The following is a 21,577-nucleotide window of genomic DNA, read 5'->3' on the forward strand; positions in this document are numbered from 1 at the left end:
TCAAATCGGTGTGTCTGGGGAATTTATGCTTCAAATTACTGTCCAGTAGATACACCGCTTTAATTATTGGAGCTAGCATGTCTTCTGACAGTTCATCATTTGTGGTCAAACTCGAAAATATCAGCTTTCGTTGGAAGCCTGAATTACCACCAACGCTAGAGATCCCCTCTCTTCACATCCAAGCCCAAGAGCACCTTTTTATTAAAGGGCCAAGTGGTTGTGGAAAATCAACTTTGTTAGGGCTACTGACCGGAATCAACCAAGCTGAGCAAGGAGAAGTCTCTATCCTTGATCAAGACCTCACTCAGCTTACACCTCGTCAAAGAGATAAATTCAGAGCCGATCATATTGGTTATATTTTCCAACAATTTAACCTGCTTCCTTATCTATCAGTTATCGATAACGTGACGCTTCCTTGCCAGTTTTCACAGATACGTAAACAGCAAGTCGCTGAAAGCCAGAAAAGCTTACAAGAGACGGCTCGAGAGTTGTTACTCCGATTAAAACTACCTCAAGCTTTAATGGACAAGCCCGTTACCGAGTTGAGCATAGGTCAACAACAACGTGTTGCTGCCGCTCGTGCTTTGATTGGCCAACCCAAAATCATTATTGCCGACGAGCCAACCTCGGCTTTGGATCATGACAACCGAGAAGCTTTTATCGAACTGTTGTTAGAACAAGCCAACCAGGCAGGGTCTACTCTTATCTTTGTTAGCCATGATCCAACACTAGAAAAGTTGTTCACTCGAACCATAGATTTAAAAACCGTTAACCAAGCTAAGGTTGTCGTATGAAAGTAATTACTCACTTAGCCTTAAAAAGCGTACTCAACCGTAAAGCCACGGCTATTCTCACTATTCTCACGGTAGCTGTATCTGTCATTCTCTTGCTCGGCGTAGAACGCGTTAGAACCGAAGCAAAAAGCAGCTTCGCCAATACGATTTCAGGTACTGACCTTATCGTTGGTGGCCGTTCTGGTCAGGTCAACCTGCTGCTTTACTCAGTATTCAGAATCGGTAATGCGACCAACAACATCGACTGGAAAAGCTATGAAGAATTTAGCCAGCACAACGCAGTAAAGTGGGCGATACCAATCTCATTGGGCGATTCACACAAAGGCTTCCGTGTGATGGGTACCAACCATAGCTACTTTGAAAACTATCGCTATGGAAGTAAGCAATTACTTACTTTCCAACAAGGTAAAGAATTTGAACAGCTATTTGATGTAGTGATTGGTGCCGATGTCGCGAAGAAGCTAGATTACAAAATCGGTGATCAAATCATTCTTGCGCACGGTATCAGTGATGTTGCGTTTAGCCGTCACGATAATCTGCCCTTCAAGATTGTGGGAATACTCGCGCCAACCGGAACACCAGTAGACAAAACCGTACACGTATCGCTCGAGGCAATCGAAGCGATTCACGTTGGCTGGGAATCAGGTGCTAACCTAGGACACACGCCGGATGCCGAAACCTTAAAAACTTTTGATTTCCAACCGAAGCAGATTACCGCGATGATGCTCGGGCTGAATTCGAAAATTCAAACCTTCGCACTGCAACGAGAAATCAATAACTACCGCCAAGAACCTTTGAGCGCCATTATGCCGGGCATTGCACTTCACGAATTGTGGGGAATGATGGCTGTAGCAGAACAAGCACTACTGATTGTTTCAGGGTTTGTTGTTGTCGCCGGTTTATTGGGCATGCTCAGTAGCCTACTTACTAGCTTGCAAGAAAGGCGTCGAGAGATGGCTATCCTGCGTGCGATGGGCGCAAGACCTCGTCATGTGTTTGGTTTACTGATCAGTGAAGCCAGTGCGCTAACCTTCCTTGGCATTACATTAGGTGTTGCGGTGTTGTTTGCGCTGATCGCAGTGGTTGCTCCTATTGTGCAACAAAGCTATGGTATCAACATATCGATATCCGCAATCACACCGCATGAGTGGAAACTGCTTATGCTGGTACAAGTTGCCGGAATCATTATCGGCTTTATTCCCGCTTTCAGGGCTTACCGCCAGTCATTGTCTGATGGCATGACGATTCGAATCTAAAATAGGAACCTACGATGCAACGCAAATTCCTACTGATACTTGGGCTACTTCTGTTCCCATTTATCAGTACAGCTCACGCTGAAACCACTCAGAATGACGAATCGGTATTAACACTTGAATGGATTGATTTGATTCCGGAATCAGAGCGCGCTCAGCTAGATTCATTTGGTATGCCGATGGTTGACCACAATAGTATGGACAAACCTCAACAATCGACACTTGGTGCTGTTCGCCCAGAATTGAATGGCAGCACAGTGAAGATTCCTGGCTTTGTGATTCCATTGGAAGGTGATGAGAATATGATCACTGAGTTTCTGCTGGTACCGTACTTTGGCGCATGTATCCACGTGCCACCGCCGCCACCGAACCAAATCATCTACGTGAAGTTCCCGAAAGGTGCACCAATACAGCAGTTATGGGATGTAATCTATTTGGTCGGAACGCTGAAAACTGAGTCAATCAGCCATGACTTAGCGCAAACCGGTTATCTTATTGAAGGTACTGCGATTGAAGAATATGACGACATGTAGTCATTAGAAGGGTGGCTCAAGGATGAGCTGCCGTCACTGAACGAGTGTGATCATTCAATAACAGTTTAATAACGATAATTTTCTTCTGAATTACGCGATGTAATTAGATAAGTAAGCTAGAACAGCGACATAAGTCGCGAGTAATAACCCTATACTAAGCTGTTTCTTCAGCTTGTTATCATTGGCTTGATTCATAACTCCTCCTTGAGAATTACAACAAATTTAACATTTTATTATCATTAGCAAAAGTAAAATTTTGTTGAAACCTTCAACTCTGCACGCAAAATCTAGCCACCAATAAGATAAAGAGTTACATTTTAGACAGTTATACCAATCACAATAAGTAAGTGTTCAGAAATAGCGTAGAAAAAAGGCTTGAGAACAAGGCGGATCTTTTTGATAAGTAGTTATTCTACAATCAAAAATTCTAACGGATTTATCGAGCGTTTTAACAAGCTAGAGCGAGCAATTATTTACTACGATTGGTTTTGAGTCGTCTCCTAACGGTACTCTTATGTCAGAAACCAAACAGCCAGTGATCATTGAGCATGCTAGCGACACACAGCATAAGCATGAGAAAAAGCCTCATATTGCCGACAGTGCCAGCAGAATGCTGCACATCGCACAAAGCTTCGGCCTCGATTCCTTAATTAGTCATAGTGCAAAGCCAAACGATAAAGCTGAGAGTACGCTTATCGAACGGGCACTATTGCGAGAGAAGAAACGTAGAGAGCTTCGCCAAAAGAACCTAGAACAGATTCTAAAGTTGGCACACTCTTCGTGTAAGGATGAAGCGGCTGGAGACCCAGATCAGGACTGGCTATACCGTTTCTTCGATATGGCACAAGAGATCCACAATACATCGATGCAGAGGCTATGGGCTCAAGTACTGAAACGAGAAGTCACCAACCCAGGCTCGACGTCGATGAAGGCACTGCAAATCTTAAAAGACATGACACCAAAAGAAGCGTTAACCCTACAAAGAGCGGCATCACTGGGTTGTAGCTTTGGTAGCGATAACAGCAGAAAGCTCTTACTCGGTTTTAAATCTCATGCTGGGTTATTCAGCTTTGGCAAAAGGGACACCACCAACACCATCAACCTTGGTGGACACAACCTGCCCTACTCCAGCCTACTCCACTTGATAGAGCTCGGGATTATTCTGGGTACAGAGTTAGAGTCTGGTGAGATTGATTTCGACCCAGCACTGCACCTAACCTATCAAGGTAAGAGCATGTCGCTGGCACCGTTATCAAAAGGGGTAAAGCTGGTTTACTATCGATTCAGCCCAACCGGTAATGAGCTTTGTACCTTGCTTGGCAACAAGCCAAACTCGCAGTACTACGACCAACTGATTGCTCTACTGAGCCAGAAATTCACGGTTCAGACAGAAGTGAAAAGCAGCGTGAATTACACCGTCTAGACACTTGACGGTGCAAAGAATAGACGGTGTAAAAAGTGAAGTATTGAGAGGAATAAAGAGAATCTAGAGGATAGGTTTCTTGTCTCGGTAAACCAAGGCTGTATTACTTATCAGTCATGAATAAGTCGATAAGTAAGTGGACAGCCTTAGTCATACCAACGCTCTCAATTGGCTAAAATATTTCGCTTCTCCAACGCATCAATACACAGTTCAACCAATTCATCGAGAGTCTTCTCACCTGCGGGTAGATCAATCTCAGGGTTCTGAGGTGCTTCGTACACTGAACTAATACCTGTGAAGTTCGGGATTTCTCCGGCACGTGCTTTCTTATACAGACCTTTAGGATCACGCTGTTCGCAAACCTCTAATGGCGTATTGACGAACACCTCAAGAAACTCACCTTCCGGCAATAAGTCTCGCACCAACTGCCTCTCCGCTTGATGTGGAGAAATAAAAGCAGACAACACGATCAAGCCTGCATCTGCCATCAATTTAGCAAGCTCACCAATACGACGGATGTTCTCTCGACGATCTTGCTCAGAGAAGCCAAGATCACTACATAAGCCATGACGCACATTGTCGCCATCCAATAAATAAGTATGGTAACCAAGCTGTGCCAAGCGATTTTCTAATGCACCTGCGACTGTCGATTTACCAGAACCAGACAGCCCCGTGAACCAGAGCACTGCTGGCTTTTGTGATTTCAGATCCGCGCGAAATGTTTTATCAATCGAGTGTTGATGCCACACAACATTCTCATCTTTGGGTTTGAGTACTGCGGTCATAATTAGTCCTTTAAATAAACAGCATTAAAATGGGAAAAAGTAAGGAATTAGGGTCAGCACCAAGCCCGAATAAACAATCGAGATTGGAATGCCGATACGTAGATAATCCGTTAAATGGTAATTACCTACGCTATAAACAAGCAAGTTGGTTTGGTAGCCGTATGGAGAGATAAAACTGGCACTGGCACCAAACAGTACCGCCATGATGAACGGCATAGGGTCAACGCCATAACCTACTGCCATACTGTAGCCAATCGGAAATGAGAGTGCTGCGGCCGCATTATTGGTCACCAGCTCCGTCAGAACCAAGGTCATAAAGTAGGTAGCAACTAACGCTCCGAATACGCCCCAACCATTAAACGCCTCCATGAACATCAGCCCCATGCGCTCAGACAAACCCGATGAAATCATCAGTTGAGCAATAGAAAGTGCAGAGCCCACGATCACCACAATATCAACCGGAAAACGGCGACGGAGCTCACCCAGCTGTACCACGCCAAATGCCACCAGCAACAGTAGAAAACCAGCTAAGCCTTTGATAATTGGTACTGCATCGATAAGGGCTAAACCAATCACGCTGGCAAAGCCGAGCAACACGAACGTCGATTTATCGGCATCAAGCTTGGCACTCGAATCTAAGTCATTCATCAACACAAACTCTTTATTGTGTTGTTGGCGCTGTTCTTCAAAGCGTTTACCTGGAACCAAAATCAAAGTATCACCAGCGGTCAATGTGATGTTTCCAAGGCCACCTTCAAGGCGTTCATGACCACGACGAATAGCAACCACAACCGCATCGAAACGGTCTCTAAATTGGCTGGTTTTCAGGGTTTTGTTACAAAAGCTTGCTGACGAACTCACCACCACTTCAACGAAGCTCTGGCCGTTCAAGTGGTGCTGACCAAACAGAGTCAGGCCTTGGATTTCTTGCAGTGTCGCCACGCTCTCGACATCGCCACAAAACAGCAATCGGTCACGAGCTTGAAGTATGAAGTCAGGGTCTATCGAAGCCGTGGTTTTACCGTCGCGAATCACTTCCGCTAAGAACAGTTTTCTCAATGCTCTGAGGTTGTTTTCACTGACGCTACGACCAACCAACGGTGAGCCAGGTTCCACTCTTGCTTCTAGAAAGTAAGGCAAATCATCTTGGGAGCCATCATCGTAGCTTGGTAAGAAGTAACTCAGAGGGATAAGGATCAACACACCACCGACCAAGACCGCTAAACCGATCAAGGTTGGTGTAAAAAAGTTTAAGCTCGGCAATCCTGCGTCTTCAACAAAGCTATTAATGATCAAATTGGTTGAGGTGCCGATCAGTGTCAGGGTGCCACCTAAGATGGCAGCGTATGACAAAGGGATAAGTAACTTAGACGGCGCGTGCTGTTGATTACGTTTGATCGCCCCGATCAAAGAAACAACTACCGCCGTGTTATTAGTAAAAGAAGAAAGTAACGCTGTGGAAATACCCAACTTCGCAACCACGGTACCTAACCTACCTTCAGAGATATTGCGGCTAACCCAGCTGATTAAGCGAGTTTTCTCCAACGCACTTGATGCGAGGATCAGAAGAATTAAAGTCAGTAACGAGGAGTTAGTGAAATTATTGGCTAGGCTCGACAAGTCGATCATGCCAGCCATAAAAGCAATAAACGCCGCGCCAGCAAAGATAAAGCTTGGCTTAATACGGGTAACGAGCAGGCAAGTAATGATGCCGAGCAAAATCGCTAATACAAATCCTTGTTGCCACATATACCCGTCCTTTATGGCGGAAACGATCGGTTTCCGCCTGATTCAATAAGCTGTTACTTGGTCGTTTATGACTTCAGTAGTTGGCTTAGATCTTTGGCATCCCAATGAGGGAAATGTTTGCGAACCAATGCGTTGAACTCAAGTTCAAATGCAGAGAAATTACCGACTTGCTGCTCAACTGAGTCCAAACGGTCTCGAATCAAACCCGCGCCAACCGTCACGTTGGTTAGTCGGTCGATAACGATGAAGCCACCGGTATCGGCACTCTCACGGTATTTATCTAGCGCGACAGTCTCGTTCAGTGACCATTCACACAAGCCAATGCCATTCAATGGCAACTCATCGACAGCGTGAGTCGATAGGTTGTTGATGTCGTATTGGTGACGAACTGTTTCAACCTGACCAACGGTTTTCTTGCCTGCGATCTTGATGTCGTAAGCTTTGCCCGGTTGCAGTGGTTGCTCTGTCATCCACACGATGTCAGCCAATACGTGGTTAGTGGATTCAATCTGCGCGTTTTCTAGCACAATCAAATCACCACGGCTGATATCAATCTCATCTTCAAGGGTCAGCGTTACCGCCAAGCCCGCTTGTGCAGATTCCAAGTCACCATCAAAAGTCACAATGCGTGCAACTTTAGAGGTTTTACCCGACGGCAGCGCCTTGATTTCATCACCCACACTGACACGGCCAGAGGCAACGGTGCCTGCAAAACCACGGAAGTCTAAGTTGGGACGGTTTACGTATTGAACAGGGAATCGGAATTCACCCGCAGAACGTTTTTGATCGATGTCGACATTCTCTAACACTTCAAGTAGAGATGGGCCGTCGAACCATGCAAGCTCTTTACTTGGTGCAGCAACGTTGATGCCTTCAAGCGCCGATACTGGCAAGATCTGAATATTAGTTTCGCCTTCTAGGTTTTCTGCAAACTCTAGGTATTCATCGCGAATCTCTTCAAAACGATCTTGTGCGTAATCCACCAGATCCATCTTATTTACAGCGACGATGAAATGCTTCAAACCAAGCAGGTTAGAAATAAACGAGTGACGACGGGTTTGATCCAGAACACCCTTACGAGCATCAATCAAGATCACCGCCAGATCACACGTTGAAGCGCCTGTCGCCATGTTGCGCGTGTACTGCTCATGCCCTGGAGTATCAGCAATAATGAACTTACGTTTTTGCGTCGAGAAGTAGCGGTAAGCCACATCGATCGTGATGCCTTGCTCACGCTCAGCCTGCAGACCATCAACAAGCAGTGCCAAATCAGGTTTCTCACCTGTCGTACCCACTCGTTGGCTATCCGAGTGAACCGCCGCTAGCTGATCTTCATAAATTTGTTTTGTATCATGGAGCAAGCGACCGATTAGCGTACTTTTACCATCATCTACCGAGCCACAAGTTAAAAATCTAAGCATAGATTTATGCTGATGCTGACTTAGATAACCTTCAATCCCTAGTTCAGCCAATTCGGCTTCTACTGCACTATTCATTTTTCTTTCCTTAGATTCTTAGAAATAACCTTGGCGCTTTTTCAGCTCCATAGAGCCCGACTGATCATGGTCAATCGCTCGACCTTGACGCTCACTAGACGTCGCCACCAGCATCTCTTCAATAATGCCTGTTAGCGTATTCGCCTCAGATTCAACCGCTCCGGTTAGTGGGTAACAGCCTAAAGTACGAAAACGAACGCTTTTCTCTTCAATCACTTCACCTTCTTGCAGCTCCATGCGGTCATCATCAACCATGATCAGCATGCCATCACGCTCAACAACTGGGCGTTTATCAGAAAGGTAAAGCGGAACAATATCGATGCTCTCTAGATAGATGTATTGCCAGATATCCAGTTCAGTCCAGTTTGATAATGGGAATACACGAATGCTTTCGCCCTTATTCACCTGACCGTTGTAGGTGTGCCATAACTCTGGACGTTGATTTTTTGGATCCCATGTGTGGTTCTTATCGCGGAAAGAATAAACACGTTCTTTCGCACGAGATTTCTCTTCATCACGACGCGCACCACCAAAAGCCGCATCGAACCCATACTTGTTTAACGCCTGCTTAAGGCCCTGTGTTTTCATGATGTCTGTGTGTTTCGAAGAACCATGTACGAATGGGCTACAACCCATCTCGATACCTTCAGGGTTCTTATGTACCAAAAGGTCAAAACCGTACTTTTCTGCAGTGCGGTCACGAAACTCAATCATCTCGCGGAATTTCCAATCTGTATCAACGTGTAATAGTGGGAATGGAATCTTGCCTGGGTAAAACGCTTTGCGAGCTAAATGAAGCATCACAGAAGAATCTTTACCGATGGAGTACATCATCACTGGGTTATCAAACTCAGCCGCCACTTCACGGATAATATGAATACTTTCCGCTTCGAGCTGTTTTAGGTGGGTTAAACGTTCTTGGTCCATTTCAGTGCTTCCTTTAAGGCTCGCGTTACGAGCAATTCATTACTTGGTCTTGCCAAGCATGGGATTTAACTCATCCACTTGAGTGAATGGGAGTATTGGCACTAGAAGAAAACAGAAGCTTCGTGTTGAGCTATCCTTGCTATTCATCTGCCTGATACGTCCTTGATATAGGCATTATGACGAGCCTCTCATATTACTGGAAATTCTAAAATTTCATTTTTTATTCGAAAAGCTGATAAGGGATTGAATTTACCGATAAGCAGGTGAAATGAATGGACTAATATTATCGATATCAGTTGCGCATCGATTGAACAGCTTTGGGAGGCGTCTTGCAGAACACCATAAAGTAATCGATCTAAGTCACGAATTAACATTCGTTGTAATCATTGTTTCATTCCATTTTGTTACATTACGCAACGAATTTTCTACTATCCACTTTGGAGCTACAAAATGAAAGTTGCAATGAAACCTTTGTCATTGGCTGTACTTGCGGGTCTTGGTTTGACTCTAGCAGGCTGTACAACAACACCAGATACCGATGAAGTGATTAAACTACGTGTCGTAGAGACAACGGACATCCATACCAACCTAATGGATTACGATTACTACAAAGACAAGCCATCGAAAAAAATCGGCTTAGCACGTACTGCAACTCTAGTAAAAGAAGCTCAAAACGAAGTAACCAACAGCGTATTAGTTGATAACGGTGACTTGCTGCAAGGTAGCCCAATGGGTGACTACATGGCAGACAAAGGCATCGAAGCTGGTGAAGTTCACCCTGCATACAAAGCTATGAACCAGCTAAGCTACGACGCTGCAAACCTAGGTAACCACGAATTCAACTACGGTCTTGAGTTCCTAGAAGAGTCAATCAACGACGCTGATTTCCCGTACATCAGTGCTAACGTTTACGACGCAAAAACCAAAGAACACTACTTCACGCCTTACATCATCAAGACGCACACGTTTGAAGATACTGCTGGCGTAGAGCATGAAGTAAAAGTCGGCTACATCGGTTTCGTTCCACCACAAATCATGACGTGGGATAAGAAGAACCTTGAAGGTAAAGTAATCGCTCGCGATATCATTGAGACGGCTAACGAGTTAGTGCCTCAAATGAAAGCAGAAGGAGCTGAAGTTATCATTGCTATCCCTCACTCAGGCGTATCAACTGACCCATACAAAAATGGCGAAGAGAACTCAACGTTCTACCTATCTGAAGTAGACGGCATTGATGCAATCGCATTCGGTCACTCTCACGCAGTTTTCCCAGGCAAAGGTTTTGATGACATCCAAGGCATCGACAACGAAACGGGCACAATGAACGGCGTTGCAGCAGTAATGCCAGGTCGTTGGGGTAGCCACGTTGGTGTTATGGACCTAACACTTGCACAAAAAGACGGTAAGTGGGAAGTAGTAAAAGGCCAATCAGAAGCACGCCCTATCTACGACAAGATCGAGAAGAAATCACTTGCAGCTGCTGATGAAGGCATCGTAACAGCACTAGAAAAAGACCACGCAGGTACTCGTGAGTTTGTTAACCAACCAATTGGTAAAGCAGACGATGTGATGTACAGCTTCCTGTCTCTAGTACAAGACGATCCAACAGTCCAGATTGTTAACCTTGCACAAAAAGATTACGTTGAACAGTTCATCCAAGGTGACCCAGACCTAGACGGTACACCAGTACTTTCAGCTGCTGCGCCATTCAAAGCGGGCGGCCGTAAGAATGATCCAGCAAACTTCACTGAAGTTGAGTCTGGTCAACTGACATTCCGTAACGCGGCTGACTTATACCTTTACCCGAACACGCTAGTTGCAATGAAGGTAACAGGTCACGAAGTAAAAGAGTGGCTTGAGTGTTCTGCAGGTCAGTTCAACCAAGTGGATGTTAACTCAACCGCACCACAACAGTTGATCGAGTGGGATAACTTCCGCACTTACAACTTCGATGTTATCGACGGTGTTGATTACCAAATCGACGTAACTCAACCTGCGAAATACGATGCGAACTGTAAAGTGGTTAACCCTGATTCACAGCGTATTGTTGGCCTAACTTACCAAGGTAAGCCAATCGACATGAAGCAAGACTTCCTGATCGCAACCAACAACTACCGTGCATACAGTGCTAAATTCCCAGGCACAGGTGAAGACTTCATCGCATTTGATGCACCAGATGAGAACCGTACTGTTCTTGCAAACTACATCTCTCGCGTAAGCAAAGAGCAAGGTCAAGTAAGCCCAACGGCTGACAACAACTGGTCATTTGCACCAATCAAAACAGATAACAAACTAGATATCCGCTTTGAAACGTCGCCAAGCGCGAAAGCAGCAGAGTTCATCAAAGAGAAAGGTCAATACCCGATGAAACGTGTTGCGACTGACGATGTTGGTTTCGCTGTTTACCAGATTGACCTAACTAAATAGATTGCTTAAGTAATCCATATTTAACCTTCTAAAAGGCTGAGTTTAACGACTCAGCCTTTTTCCTTTCTTCTCAATATTCACTCCAAAACCTTACGTTTCTAACCCTTTAACATCCTCTGATGCTGCACCGAAACCGCATACCTCAAACCACTCATTGCATTCAATCAGCACAAAAAAACACTAATCAGCTGTAAGTTTTTATCTGCTCCTCGTGTCTATTTAATTTACTACACTCAATGAATGGTCATTAAGCCATTCATCTATAGGATAGAAAAGGACATTTGATGAGCACGGTCGAGAGCATTCAAGCATGGTTACATTCAGGGGAGGAGTCGCTGCTATGGTTGATGCTTGGCATTATCGCGCTTTCTTACCTGCTTGAAGATCTTGCGATTGTTACCGCTGCCGGTTTAGCCACGCAAGGACTCATTCTTCCTCAATATGCGCTGCTTGCCATTTTCATCGGTATTGCCACAGGTGACTTGGGCCTCTACTACCTAGGAAAATCAGGACGTTACTTCCGAGGCGTTCGATATAAAGCCCTCACCAATAAGTACTTTCGTTCGCTTCGTACCAAATTACGCCAAAACGCATTCAGCAGCCTTTTTGTTATCCGCTTTATTCCTGGGCTACGCACCGTTGGTTTTACCCTGAGTGGCTTTTTCGCTATCCCACTGCCTACTTTCTTGTTTGCCGTCATCAGCGCCACTGCGCTCTGGACTGGCATTGTCTTCTCTGCCATCTACTATTTAGGGACATCAGCGTGGCTGCAAGCCTCTGAATATCAATGGATCATCATCCCGTGTGCCATCGTTTTGCTGTTTATCGGCAATCGATTAATGAATAAAACCTACTCTAGAGGATTATCATGAGTTCACCGCAAGATATTCGCATCATTCCCGCACATCAAATTAATGCAGGCATGCCTCTGCTTGAAAAAGATACCGTGCGCAGTGTCTCTCCTTATGAGTTTCTTCCGACCTGGTTCTTCTACACGCCAGTGGTCATTCAAAGCCTGATGCAAGGGTTACGGCACTTTGACTGGGCGCTGCCACTCATCGCCAATCCAAGCATCAAGTTAAGCGGCATGGTAGGTGAATCAAAACACGAGATATTGAGCCTTGCCGGATCTTCAAGTCGGCGCTGGATCTCACCGTTTATTACCCTAACCAAAACGGATCTCAGCAGTAAAAAACAAGCCGAAGACGCACGCAGCGCACTCATCCAATCTGATCTTGATTTCCCTATCGTGGCAAAGCCGGATCTTGGCTGTCGAGGTGTTGGAGTAAAGCTGATCAACAACCAAGATCAACTTGAGCAATATGTCGAATCTTTCCCAAATAATGCTCGCTTTCTACTGCAGAAAAAGGCGCCTTATCAAGCCGAAGCGGGTGTTTTCTATGTTCGTTACCCAAACAAAAAGCAAGGCGAGATCATCTCGATCACACTCAAATACGCACCAATGGTGATGGGTGATGGCAAGTCGACACTCAAACAGTTAATTGAAAATAGCCCGCGTGCTGGGCAGCTTAGTCACCTGTATCTACCGAGACATGAAGATAAATTGGATCAAGTGCTCGCAGAGGGCGAAGAGTTCCAACTCGCGTTTGCAGGCAGCCATAGCCGTGGCTGTATCTTCCGAGACGGTAATCAATACATCACTCAGGCTTTAACCGAACGCTTAGACGAGATATTCGACGACTTCGATGGCTTTCACTTTGGTCGACTCGACGTCAAGTTTAAGGACATGCACAGCCTAATGAACGGCGAGGATTTCACGATTCTTGAGGTCAATGGCGCAAGCAGTGAGGCTGGACATATCTGGGATCGCAACACCCCATTGCGAGAGATATTTTCCACGCTACTTCTGCAATATCGCATTCTTTTTGATATTGGCGCTCAGCAAAAACAACGAGGCCACCAATCCCCTTCTTTCAAGAGCTTATTTGCGGCGTGGCAAGAAGAGCGACGTCTTGTTCAACAATATCCGACTACCGACTAACTTTTCACGAGGATCATGAATGAACCCCATAGCCCAGCCGAGCGCCCTTACTTCTTTCTCTCCTAGCATCAAGGGAGCGGTAGAGATATTGAATCAGGGTCTAGAGTTTTTGTTAGCGATTTCTGACAGCGATTACCTAACACGAGCAAAGCCACACGTTACAAGCTCTATCGGTGAACATACTCGTCACACACTGGATCTTTTTCACGCCTTGATTTTAAAAGAGGATGAGACCGTTGATTACAACACTCGTCGTCGTGGTCATCCCGTCGAATACGACCGCTCTATTGCAGTTAAAGAGATCCACTATGTGATCAACTGGCTTGAACGATTAGACCGTCGAGATCTCGAAGCGCCTATCATGATCCAAACTGAGGTTTCGATGGATGCTCAAGTGTTCGCAAGCCTGCCTTCAACGCTCGAAAGAGAGGTCACCTTTGCCGCGCTGCATGCCAATCATCATTACGCGATGATCAAGGTGATCACCACCTTCTTAGATATTGAAACCTGCAACACCTTTGGTTATGCCCCAACCACCAACAGCTATCTGAGGGAGCAATAATCATGTGTTCAGTATCTTGGCTGCTTGAAGAGAATGGCTATCAGGTCTTTTTTAATCGTGATGAACAAAAGACGCGAGCACTGGCAATGCCACCCAGACAATATCGAGTCAACGGTGTCGATATCATCATGCCACTCGACCCAACTGGCGGGGGTAGCTGGATAAGTATTAATGAGTTCGGGCTTTCGCTATGCCTACTCAATAACTATCAAGGCACAGTGCCCGTTGGGCCTTTAGTAAGCCGCGGTTTACTACTTAAAAACCTATCATCGAGTCGTAATATCAGTCAGCTCTCTGAAGCATTTCACAAGCTAGACCTATACTCTTTTGCCCCATTTACCTTGCTGGCTTTCGCGCCCAACCTAACCCAACACAATGGTCTGGTTATCGCCTACATGTGGGATGGTATTCAACAGCAAATAGTCGACACTGATTCTCCACTGTTCTCATCCGGTGTTGATTTAGAGCGAGTGCAAGCTTACCGACAAGCAAAATACGATCAGCTTATGGCAACAGGTAAGAATCAACAGAACTTACTTAAGTTTCACTCTCACCATCACAACGAACAACCTCATTTAGCAACCTGTATGCATCGCGAAGACGCACATACCGTGAGCTTTACACACTTACGTAATCTGCATGGCCAAGCCTCTATGTTTTATGCACCCGGCTCACCATGCGAACCCATTAAACCATGCCAGATAAATCAGCAACGCTTTACCTTTGATTTATCACCCGCAATCAATCTATAGATGGAGTCCATCATGAGAAAACTATTCACCATGGTTCTGCTACTTGTTAGTCCGTACGTCTTTGCCGCCGATGAAATCTACACTGGCTTCTTTAGCAGTAAGGCTCTCGATGGCTACGATACCGTCGCGTATTTCACTTCCGGTAAGCCCGTTGAAGGCAGTAAAAAATTCAGCACTGAGTACAAAGGCGCGGATTGGTATTTCTCTTCTGAAAAGAATCTGACTTTATTTGTTAATAATCCTGAAAAATATGCCCCTCAATATGGTGGCTATTGCGCTTGGGCAGTATCAGCGAAGAGTGACTTTGCACCGGGTGACCCACATCAATGGACGATTGTTGATAACAAGCTTTACCTAAACTACGACCAAGAGATTAAGCAGCGTTGGGAACAAGACCAAACACAGCATATTCAACAAGCCGATAAAGTTTGGCCGCAACTGATTAAGTAAGGGAATAACGATGACATTCACTCCAGCCAAACATATCCCTGCGGCATTTATCGCGTTTGTGTTTATTCAGTCGCTGTTCTTTAAGTTCACTGGCTCATACGAGACTGAACATATCTTTGGCACACTCGCGACATGGTCAGGGCTCAGTTGGTTTGGCTCGTTTGGCGGTTACTTGATTGGATTCGCTGAATTGATTGCGGCCATATTGCTGTTCACGCGTTGGCATGGCCTGGGTGCCATCATGAGCGTGGGGATCATGAGCGGTGCGATATTTTTCCACCTGTTTACGCCGCTCGGTATTCAGATGCCTGAGTTCAACGCAGCGGGTGAAATTGTCGGTTACGACGGCGGATTATTGTTTGGCATGGCATGCCTAGTCTGGTTATGCGGTGCGTTTTTAAGTGTGAAAGATTTCAAGAATCAAGACGGTTTCCTAAACAACTTTAGTCAATAAGGTAGCTTCATTATGATTGATAGTCCTTTTCGTTTACCACGTTACACGCCTTTTGGTTTAGGTGAGTCTGTTGTCGAGTGGGCAACTGGGCTATCTAAGCTAGACCGACTCTATCAAGATCGACCAAACGAGTTATCTAGCTTTGAATTCATGCATCACACCCTGTCGGCGCTCAATATCGACTACTCGGTTTCATCTGGCACCACAGAGAATATCCCGGAAGAAGGACCAGTAGTGATTGTGGCTAACCATCCACTTGGCGCAATTGAAGGCGTGATCCTTGCCGATCTCGTAGGATCAGTAAGGAAGGATGTGAAGGTGCTGGCGAACGAGCTACTTAAGCGCCTGCCTGAACTGGATGATCTTTTCATCGGTGTCGATGTCTTTAACAGTAAAGAGTCAAAACGCACCAATGCTAAAGCCATTCGAGATGCCAATCGTCATTTAGCTGATGGTGGGCTTTTGATTGTATTCCCTGCGGGTGAAGTATCGAGCTACCGTAAAGGGGCAAAAACACTGACAGACATCGAGTGGAGCAAGTCGGTAGCGAAATTCGTCAAACGTCACCAAGCCACCACGGTGCCTATCTTTATCAATGGTAAAAATAGCGAGCTGTTCTACCAAGCAGGTCGTGTTCATCCACTATTAAGAACCGCTTTACTCGGCCGTGAACTTCTTAATAAACAGGCGACGACTATCTCTATCTCGATTGGCTCATCGATTCCGTATTCAGAGATCAAATCGTTTGAAAAAGAGATGGATATCGTCAACTACCTACGACTCAATACCTACCTAATGAGTCAACAAGACAGCCCGAGCACGCCCATCCACGCACCCTCTTTTGATACCCAAGTGATTGCGCCTATTCCACCAGAAGTGTTGGCAATAGAGGTCGATTCTCTTCCGGAAGAGATGAAGTTACTCGAGCAAGGGGATTTCGAGGTCTATTGCACGCCAAGCCAATCTATTCCTAACTTAATGCGCGAGATTGGTCGAGTAAGAGAAGAAAGCTTTAGAGAAGTCGGAGAAGGCAGCGGGCTTGCCTGTGATTTAGATGAGTATGACCTTTACTACCATCAACTGTTTGTGTGGAATAAAACCAAGGCAGAACTGGTTGGCGCGTATCGACTCGGTATGGTCGACAAACTCATCGCAGAGCACGGGCTTGATCAGCTCTACTCTCGTAGCCTGTTTAACTACAATCAAGAATTCATTGATACGTTAGAAAACAGCATTGAGCTTGGGCGATCAGTGGTAAGTAAACCTTACCAAAAGAGCCTGAACTCACTGTTACTATTGTGGAAAGGCATCGCGACCTTTGTGTCTCGTCACCCTCAATACACCCATCTGTTCGGCCCTGTCAGTATCAGTAATGATTACAGCCACAATGCGCGTCTGTTGATCGCGACCACCTTATCAATCCATCACTACGACGAGGAAAAGGCGAATTTGGTTTCACCTTCATCACCACTCAATACCAGCAGTCATGTGTTCTGGCAGAATCACCTGCTCTCTTCATTGGCGAGTGTGCCTCTGCTCTCTAAAGTGTTAGCACGTATGGAGCAAGGTAAAGGCCTGCCAGTACTGCTGCGCCAATATCTAGGGATGAACGGTAAACTGGTGTGTTTTAACGTTGACCCATCATTTAATGATGCCTTGGATGGCTTGATTGTGGTGAACCTTAAAAAGGTACCACTGAAGACTCTGGGTAAATACATGGGCAGAGAACTTGCTCTAGATTACCTAGAGCAACACACACGACGCTGATTTATCCCACTCTGTACCTCTCTCCAAATAAGTGCGATGATTTCGGCACTTATTTGGGATAGGTTATTTTCATGCACACCTCTTTTATCGAACAACTGCAAAGCTTCGACTTCTCTGAAAGCCAGATTGAATCTCTAGTTGCTGTCGCCAAGCCACTTGAGCTACCAACCAGACACATCTTGATCAATCAAGGTGAGATGGCGAGTTCAATCTACTTTGTGCTTGAGGGCTTGTGCCACGCCTGCTACCTCACCAATGACGGTAAGCAATACAGCAAAGAGTTCTATTGGGAACAAGATTGGATCATCGGCTTTGAGAGTCTAATAAAGAACCAAGCCTCTCCTTACCTATTAGAAACGCTGACACCCATCACCATGTTAGAGCTACCAATGAATGCGGTTATCGAGTGGCGAGCATCAAATAATCCTTTGTATTTAAAGCTGTTAGAAACACAGCTGATGCATAAGGAAAATAAAGAACGCTTCATGCTGCTCTATACACCAGAGCAACGCTATCAGCTGTTCTGCGAGCACTATCCCGACCTTGAGCAGCGCTTGAACGACAATCAAATTGCAGCCTACCTAGGAATAACTGCAATCAGCCTGAGCAGAATTAAAGGTCGAATTAACAATAGTTAATGCCAACAATCATCGCGCATAGTACATTCAGAGCATCGATAATCTCTGGATGTAAACATGATCACTTGGCACTCAATTCCCTTTTCTGAACTCTCAACACAACAGCTTTATCAACTACTTAAATTAAGAGTCGATGTATTTGTGGTGGAGCAAACTTGTCCTTATCCAGAACTCGACGGAAAAGATACACTCGCGGGTGTTGAGCACCTACTTGGCTATTCTGATGAAGAGTTGGTAGCGTGCGCACGTTTATTACCACCAGGTACATCTTACGACAACACAAGCATCGGCCGAGTCGCAACCAAGCAATCAGCAAGAGGTGATGGCCTAGGGCATCAGTTAATCAAAGAAGCATTAACACGCTGCGAGGCTCTTTGGCCAAATACGGCCATTGATATTGGCGCGCAGCAACACCTAGAAAACTTCTATGCGAGCCACGGCTTCAACACCATCTCGGATATGTACCTCGAAGATGACATTCCTCATGTAGACATGAGATTAGAAAAATAATGACGAATATCACTGCCGGTATTCTATTGTTGGTTGCAGGCAACTTGTTTGCCTCGCTTTCCGACGTAGCGGTAAAGCTGTTAAATGGCGAAGTACCGCCCTTGCAGTATATTTTTTTCCGACAGTTGATATCTCTGCTCATCATCACCCCTTTGTGGCTTCAGCAGAAAAAAGAACAACGACGCTTACAGCAGGCTAAGGTAACCTTCATTCGAGGTCAGTTAATTCTGATCGGCAGTGGATGTATGGTGGTCGCGATCACTCACTTGTCTTTAGCAACCGCCAACGCAGTATTTTATGTCGCGCCTTTACTGATGTTGCCGCTCTCAATGTTGCTATTGAAAGAGCAACCGGCACTCGGAAAGGTTATCGCCACAACCATAGGTTTTATTGGCGCATTGATTGTTTTGAGGCCATCACAATTTCATTGGGCAGCACTGTTTGCTTTGGGGACAGCACTCACCCTCGCACTATTCAATGTATTGGTAAGAAAGCTTCCTAGTGAACAAACCGTCGTCACGACGCTGTGGTGGACAACCTTATTCTCTATTCCAGCCTCATTAGTACTGTGCTTCTTATACTGGCAGCCGGTGTCTGTGGAGCATTTGGGATACATAGCATTAAGTGCGACGCTAATCTTAAGCTACAACGGCCTTGCGGTTGCTGCCTATCAAAAAGCACACTCTAGCCAAATTGCCTTGGCTGAGTATTCAGGATTGGTGTTTGTGGCGCTAATAGGTGCGATATGGTTCGATGAGATTCCAGATACATTAACCTTTATCGGAATCATGCTTATCATCTTGCCACTCGCCCCTTTCAAGCGACCAAAAAAAAGAGCTAATGCTTAGCTCTTTTCTATCGTTTATCTGTGTCTGGTGAAGTGCTTTAACTCAGGCTTACTGTTCATCTACTTACTGCGACCGAAGCCACCATCGGATAAGCGGAAGAACATCACCGAAGTGTCGCCTTTCTCTAGCTGAAGAATGTCCAACTGCCCAGTCTCAGCAAGTTTGAAACGAACCAGCTGGCCTTTACGAATCTGACTAAGTGGCTTATCTGCACCTTCAATACGCACTAACGCATTCAAGTCAGACAATGGCAAATCGTTGTTTCGAAAAACCTGCGCTAACGTATCCCCTTGCTTAACAAGGTACTCCTGCCAATTTTTGTTACTCGGTTCTGATGAACTGCTCTTGGCATTTTGCTGTTCGCTTAAGCCGACGGTGTTTATTTCAAGCTCAACGCGCGATGTTGTTGGAGCTGTGTCTACTTTTGGTTCTGGTAGCGGCACAAAAAGTAATATCAGTACGATCGGAGAAATCACCATCAACAGTCTTTGGTGTAACTTCGGCAATGAGCCCCAAGTTTGCGCTGTCGAGGTTTTCATTTTCTTCACATCGATCGAACTCAATTTCTCTTTGACCTGATTCAGTCGATCCTTGAATTCTGCTAAGTGGTCAACTTTCTGTTTTTTCTTTTGACGACGATTCATACCACTGCGTCCTATACATTGAATAACTACAGTATAAAAACCAAAGTACCAACAGTATAGATCTTTCCGTCACAACAAGGCCCAAAGCGAGAAAATTGACATGGCTGTGATTTGGGTACGGTAAAGCGCAAGTGATCAGGGACTAGCCGTTTCTTCACGCTGCTAATACTGGTATTCTTACCCTTTTCGTACTGACAAAAAGAGTGACTTTTCATGTCTGAAGTAAAATTTGAAACTGTAGAGCAAAAAGCTAGCTACGGTATCGGTCTACAAATGGGCCAACAACTTGCTGGTTCTGGTCTTGAAGGCCTAAACGTTGACGCAATCGCTGCTGGTATCGCAACAGCTCTAGTTGGCGACATGCCAGCTATCGAAGTTGACGAAATCAACAACGCACTACAAGAGCTACACACTCGTGGTGAAGCTGCACGTCAAGAACTAGCTAAAGCTGCTGCTGCTGACGGCGAAGCTTTCCTAGCTGACAACGCTCTTCGTTCAGAAGTAACGGTTCTTGAGTCTGGTCTTCAGTACGAAGTACTAACTGAAGGTACTGGCGAAATCCCAACTGCAGACAAGCAAGTACGTGTTCACTACCACGGCGAACTAACTGACGGTACTGTTTTCGACAGCTCTGTATCTCGCGGTCAACCTGCTGAATTCCCAGTAACTGGCGTAATTCAAGGTTGGGTACAAGCTCTACAAATGATGCCTGTTGGCTCTAAGTGGAAGCTATACATCCCTCAAGATCTAGCATACGGTGAGCGTGGCGCAGGTGCTGCAATCCCACCATTTGCTGCTCTAGTATTTGAAGTAGAACTTCTAGCTATTCTTTAATTTTTATAAAAACCTTTAGTAAAACAAAATACTATAGGCAAATAAAATTGAAATAATCCAACGGCGATGTGACTACATCGCCGTTTTTCGTTTATAGTGAAAGAGTAAATTACTTTATTACTTAAGGACGAATAATGAAGAAAGTACTCATCACAGTTTTAAGCAGCCTTGCTGTTGTCTCTTGCGCTAGCACGAGCGACTCTGAACAAACCAGTTCATCATCAGATACCAACTATTCCCAACTATCACAAACTGCACTAATGGCAGCAGTGAATATGTGGTCTCAGCAGAACGAAACAACGCCACTAGTGGATACGGTAGCTGACCAAGCTTCTGTTACCAGCGACCAAGCAGTTGGCGGTATTGGTTCAATGTTAGCCCTTGCACAAAACTCACTTGGCACAGCCGACAACAAAGAACTCGCAACGCTGATTCCTGGCATGTCGAGCCTTGAGTCTACTGGTCTATCATCGCTACTAAGCTCACAAGGTGCCGTTGAAAGTGCATTTTCTGGATTAGGTATGGATCCATCAATGGTTACGACATTTGCGCCAATCATTCTTCAAGCATTGCAGTCACAAGGTGCGACGAGCGGCCTGATGGATTCGCTTGCAGCTGTTTGGCAGTAAGCGTTAGTTATTAATAGCTAGCTTAAAATTTGATAAGGGCACTTCGGTGCTCTTTTTTGTGCGTGGAAGAAAAGATATTTGAGATACGAGATACGAGATA

At 45.4% G+C, this 21,577-nt stretch carries 22 protein-coding genes; 17 read left to right on the top strand and 5 right to left on the bottom strand.

Annotated features, from left to right (window positions below):
* Nucleotides 1–77: 77 nt before the first annotated feature.
* From AB4484_RS23135 to AB4484_RS23150, 4 genes are all read left to right on the top strand, one after another.
* Nucleotides 78–794, top strand: coding sequence for an ABC transporter ATP-binding protein (locus AB4484_RS23135; protein WP_248339190.1), 717 nt, complete (start codon nucleotides 78–80; stop codon nucleotides 792–794).
* The gene (locus AB4484_RS23140; protein ID WP_171733238.1) at nucleotides 791–2,050 is read left to right on the top strand and encodes an ABC transporter permease; all 1,260 of its coding nucleotides are present in this window, start codon (nucleotides 791–793) and stop codon (nucleotides 2,048–2,050) included. Before AB4484_RS23135 ends, AB4484_RS23140 begins: the two co-directional genes overlap by 4 nt.
* 14 nt (nucleotides 2,051–2,064) lie before the next feature.
* Nucleotides 2,065–2,580 (top strand): DUF3299 domain-containing protein, encoded by a 516-nt coding sequence (locus tag AB4484_RS23145; RefSeq protein WP_017058892.1) that lies wholly within the window; start codon nucleotides 2,065–2,067, stop codon nucleotides 2,578–2,580.
* Between the two features lie 514 nt (nucleotides 2,581–3,094).
* A complete protein-coding gene (locus AB4484_RS23150) occupies nucleotides 3,095–4,003 on the top strand; it encodes a TIGR03899 family protein (RefSeq protein ID WP_372080581.1) in 909 nt (302 codons plus the stop codon).
* A 164-nt stretch (nucleotides 4,004–4,167) separates the two neighbouring features.
* Here the strand turns inward: AB4484_RS23150 and cysC are convergent, their stop codons facing one another.
* The 4 genes from cysC to cysD all read right to left on the bottom strand — a co-directional run bounded on the left by cysC (nucleotide 4,168) and on the right by cysD (nucleotide 8,996).
* Nucleotides 4,168–4,788, bottom strand: a complete 621-nt coding sequence (cysC, locus tag AB4484_RS23155; protein WP_017067555.1) for an adenylyl-sulfate kinase — start codon at nucleotides 4,786–4,788, stop codon at nucleotides 4,168–4,170.
* Nucleotides 4,789–4,812: 24 nt separating this feature from the next.
* Nucleotides 4,813–6,537 (bottom strand): SLC13 family permease, encoded by a 1,725-nt coding sequence (locus AB4484_RS23160; protein WP_017067554.1) that lies wholly within the window; start codon nucleotides 6,535–6,537, stop codon nucleotides 4,813–4,815.
* Nucleotides 6,538–6,602: 65 nt separating this feature from the next.
* The gene (gene cysN, locus AB4484_RS23165; protein WP_048605942.1) at nucleotides 6,603–8,033 is read right to left on the bottom strand and encodes a sulfate adenylyltransferase subunit CysN; all 1,431 of its coding nucleotides are present in this window, start codon (nucleotides 8,031–8,033) and stop codon (nucleotides 6,603–6,605) included.
* Nucleotides 8,034–8,051: 18 nt separating this feature from the next.
* Nucleotides 8,052–8,996: a sulfate adenylyltransferase subunit CysD gene (cysD, locus tag AB4484_RS23170; RefSeq protein WP_258954156.1), complete on the bottom strand. Its 945-nt coding sequence runs from the start codon at nucleotides 8,994–8,996 to the stop codon at nucleotides 8,052–8,054.
* A gap of 414 nt (nucleotides 8,997–9,410) precedes the next feature.
* On the opposite strand from cysD, the gene AB4484_RS23175 reads away from it, so the two are divergent.
* From AB4484_RS23175 to AB4484_RS23225, 11 genes are all read left to right on the top strand, one after another.
* Nucleotides 9,411–11,387, top strand: coding sequence for a bifunctional 2',3'-cyclic-nucleotide 2'-phosphodiesterase/3'-nucleotidase (locus tag AB4484_RS23175; protein WP_372080584.1), 1,977 nt, complete (start codon nucleotides 9,411–9,413; stop codon nucleotides 11,385–11,387).
* 284 nt (nucleotides 11,388–11,671) lie between these two features.
* A complete protein-coding gene (locus AB4484_RS23180) occupies nucleotides 11,672–12,259 on the top strand; it encodes a DedA family protein (RefSeq protein ID WP_050622152.1) in 588 nt (195 codons plus the stop codon).
* The gene (locus tag AB4484_RS23185) at nucleotides 12,256–13,389 is read left to right on the top strand and encodes a D-alanine--D-alanine ligase (protein ID WP_372080586.1); all 1,134 of its coding nucleotides are present in this window, start codon (nucleotides 12,256–12,258) and stop codon (nucleotides 13,387–13,389) included. Before AB4484_RS23180 ends, AB4484_RS23185 begins: the two co-directional genes overlap by 4 nt.
* 19 nt (nucleotides 13,390–13,408) lie before the next feature.
* The gene (locus AB4484_RS23190; RefSeq protein WP_248369736.1) at nucleotides 13,409–13,951 is read left to right on the top strand and encodes a DinB family protein; all 543 of its coding nucleotides are present in this window, start codon (nucleotides 13,409–13,411) and stop codon (nucleotides 13,949–13,951) included.
* A gap of 2 nt (nucleotides 13,952–13,953) precedes the next feature.
* Nucleotides 13,954–14,703, top strand: a complete 750-nt coding sequence (locus AB4484_RS23195; RefSeq protein WP_372080587.1) for an NRDE family protein — start codon at nucleotides 13,954–13,956, stop codon at nucleotides 14,701–14,703.
* Between the two features lie 12 nt (nucleotides 14,704–14,715).
* The gene (locus AB4484_RS23200; RefSeq protein WP_372080589.1) at nucleotides 14,716–15,153 is read left to right on the top strand and encodes a YHS domain-containing (seleno)protein; all 438 of its coding nucleotides are present in this window, start codon (nucleotides 14,716–14,718) and stop codon (nucleotides 15,151–15,153) included.
* 10 nt (nucleotides 15,154–15,163) lie between these two features.
* Complete coding sequence (locus AB4484_RS23205) at nucleotides 15,164–15,607, top strand: hypothetical protein (RefSeq protein WP_017096575.1); 444 nt, start codon at nucleotides 15,164–15,166, stop codon at nucleotides 15,605–15,607.
* Nucleotides 15,608–15,619: 12 nt separating this feature from the next.
* A complete protein-coding gene (locus AB4484_RS23210) occupies nucleotides 15,620–17,374 on the top strand; it encodes a lysophospholipid acyltransferase family protein (RefSeq protein ID WP_372080591.1) in 1,755 nt (584 codons plus the stop codon).
* A 71-nt stretch (nucleotides 17,375–17,445) separates the two neighbouring features.
* A complete protein-coding gene (locus AB4484_RS23215; protein WP_050634866.1) occupies nucleotides 17,446–18,012 on the top strand; it encodes a Crp/Fnr family transcriptional regulator in 567 nt (188 codons plus the stop codon).
* A gap of 57 nt (nucleotides 18,013–18,069) precedes the next feature.
* Nucleotides 18,070–18,522: a GNAT family N-acetyltransferase gene (locus AB4484_RS23220; RefSeq protein WP_061039608.1), complete on the top strand. Its 453-nt coding sequence runs from the start codon at nucleotides 18,070–18,072 to the stop codon at nucleotides 18,520–18,522.
* On the top strand, nucleotides 18,522–19,370 hold the full coding sequence (locus tag AB4484_RS23225; protein ID WP_248339176.1) for a DMT family transporter: 849 nt from the start codon (nucleotides 18,522–18,524) through the stop codon (nucleotides 19,368–19,370). Before AB4484_RS23220 ends, AB4484_RS23225 begins: the two co-directional genes overlap by 1 nt.
* 59 nt (nucleotides 19,371–19,429) lie before the next feature.
* On the opposite strand, the gene AB4484_RS23230 is transcribed toward AB4484_RS23225, so the two are convergent.
* Nucleotides 19,430–20,014, bottom strand: coding sequence for a LysM-like peptidoglycan-binding domain-containing protein (locus AB4484_RS23230; RefSeq protein ID WP_048605967.1), 585 nt, complete (start codon nucleotides 20,012–20,014; stop codon nucleotides 19,430–19,432).
* A gap of 213 nt (nucleotides 20,015–20,227) precedes the next feature.
* Between AB4484_RS23230 and AB4484_RS23235 the strand changes: the two genes are divergently transcribed.
* Together AB4484_RS23235 and AB4484_RS23240 are read left to right on the top strand one after the other, a co-directional pair.
* The gene (locus AB4484_RS23235; RefSeq protein ID WP_008220519.1) at nucleotides 20,228–20,848 is read left to right on the top strand and encodes an FKBP-type peptidyl-prolyl cis-trans isomerase; all 621 of its coding nucleotides are present in this window, start codon (nucleotides 20,228–20,230) and stop codon (nucleotides 20,846–20,848) included.
* Nucleotides 20,849–20,982: 134 nt separating this feature from the next.
* Nucleotides 20,983–21,477, top strand: a complete 495-nt coding sequence (locus AB4484_RS23240) for a DUF2780 domain-containing protein (protein ID WP_050643269.1) — start codon at nucleotides 20,983–20,985, stop codon at nucleotides 21,475–21,477.
* The last annotated feature ends 100 nt before the right edge of the window (nucleotides 21,478–21,577 follow it).

The sequence above is a fragment of the Vibrio sp. 10N.261.46.A3 genome (assembly GCF_041472995.1).
Lineage (GTDB): Bacteria > Pseudomonadota > Gammaproteobacteria > Enterobacterales > Vibrionaceae > Vibrio > Vibrio coralliirubri.

What these genes read in the sequence shown, in the direction of transcription:
- AB4484_RS23185 (WP_372080586.1), top strand. Translation starts at nt 12,256, where the DNA reads ATGAGTTCACCGCAAGATATTCGCATCATTCCCGCACATCAAATTAAT.
- AB4484_RS23195 (WP_372080587.1), top strand. Translation starts at nt 13,954, where the DNA reads ATGTGTTCAGTATCTTGGCTGCTTGAAGAGAATGGCTATCAGGTCTTT.
- AB4484_RS23160 (WP_017067554.1), bottom strand. Translation starts at nt 6,537, where the DNA reads ATGTGGCAACAAGGATTTGTATTAGCGATTTTGCTCGGCATCATTACT.
- AB4484_RS23145 (WP_017058892.1), top strand. Translation starts at nt 2,065, where the DNA reads ATGCAACGCAAATTCCTACTGATACTTGGGCTACTTCTGTTCCCATTT.
- AB4484_RS23220 (WP_061039608.1), top strand. Translation starts at nt 18,070, where the DNA reads ATGATCACTTGGCACTCAATTCCCTTTTCTGAACTCTCAACACAACAG.
- AB4484_RS23190 (WP_248369736.1), top strand. Translation starts at nt 13,409, where the DNA reads ATGAACCCCATAGCCCAGCCGAGCGCCCTTACTTCTTTCTCTCCTAGC.
- AB4484_RS23225 (WP_248339176.1), top strand. Translation starts at nt 18,522, where the DNA reads ATGACGAATATCACTGCCGGTATTCTATTGTTGGTTGCAGGCAACTTG.
- AB4484_RS23200 (WP_372080589.1), top strand. Translation starts at nt 14,716, where the DNA reads ATGAGAAAACTATTCACCATGGTTCTGCTACTTGTTAGTCCGTACGTC.
- AB4484_RS23210 (WP_372080591.1), top strand. Translation starts at nt 15,620, where the DNA reads ATGATTGATAGTCCTTTTCGTTTACCACGTTACACGCCTTTTGGTTTA.
- AB4484_RS23150 (WP_372080581.1), top strand. Translation starts at nt 3,095, where the DNA reads ATGTCAGAAACCAAACAGCCAGTGATCATTGAGCATGCTAGCGACACA.
- cysN (WP_048605942.1), bottom strand. Translation starts at nt 8,033, where the DNA reads ATGAATAGTGCAGTAGAAGCCGAATTGGCTGAACTAGGGATTGAAGGT.
- AB4484_RS23230 (WP_048605967.1), bottom strand. Translation starts at nt 20,014, where the DNA reads ATGAATCGTCGTCAAAAGAAAAAACAGAAAGTTGACCACTTAGCAGAA.
- AB4484_RS23235 (WP_008220519.1), top strand. Translation starts at nt 20,228, where the DNA reads ATGTCTGAAGTAAAATTTGAAACTGTAGAGCAAAAAGCTAGCTACGGT.
- AB4484_RS23215 (WP_050634866.1), top strand. Translation starts at nt 17,446, where the DNA reads ATGCACACCTCTTTTATCGAACAACTGCAAAGCTTCGACTTCTCTGAA.
- AB4484_RS23175 (WP_372080584.1), top strand. Translation starts at nt 9,411, where the DNA reads ATGAAAGTTGCAATGAAACCTTTGTCATTGGCTGTACTTGCGGGTCTT.
- AB4484_RS23180 (WP_050622152.1), top strand. Translation starts at nt 11,672, where the DNA reads ATGAGCACGGTCGAGAGCATTCAAGCATGGTTACATTCAGGGGAGGAG.
- cysC (WP_017067555.1), bottom strand. Translation starts at nt 4,788, where the DNA reads ATGACCGCAGTACTCAAACCCAAAGATGAGAATGTTGTGTGGCATCAA.
- AB4484_RS23205 (WP_017096575.1), top strand. Translation starts at nt 15,164, where the DNA reads ATGACATTCACTCCAGCCAAACATATCCCTGCGGCATTTATCGCGTTT.
- AB4484_RS23135 (WP_248339190.1), top strand. Translation starts at nt 78, where the DNA reads ATGTCTTCTGACAGTTCATCATTTGTGGTCAAACTCGAAAATATCAGC.
- AB4484_RS23240 (WP_050643269.1), top strand. Translation starts at nt 20,983, where the DNA reads ATGAAGAAAGTACTCATCACAGTTTTAAGCAGCCTTGCTGTTGTCTCT.
- AB4484_RS23140 (WP_171733238.1), top strand. Translation starts at nt 791, where the DNA reads ATGAAAGTAATTACTCACTTAGCCTTAAAAAGCGTACTCAACCGTAAA.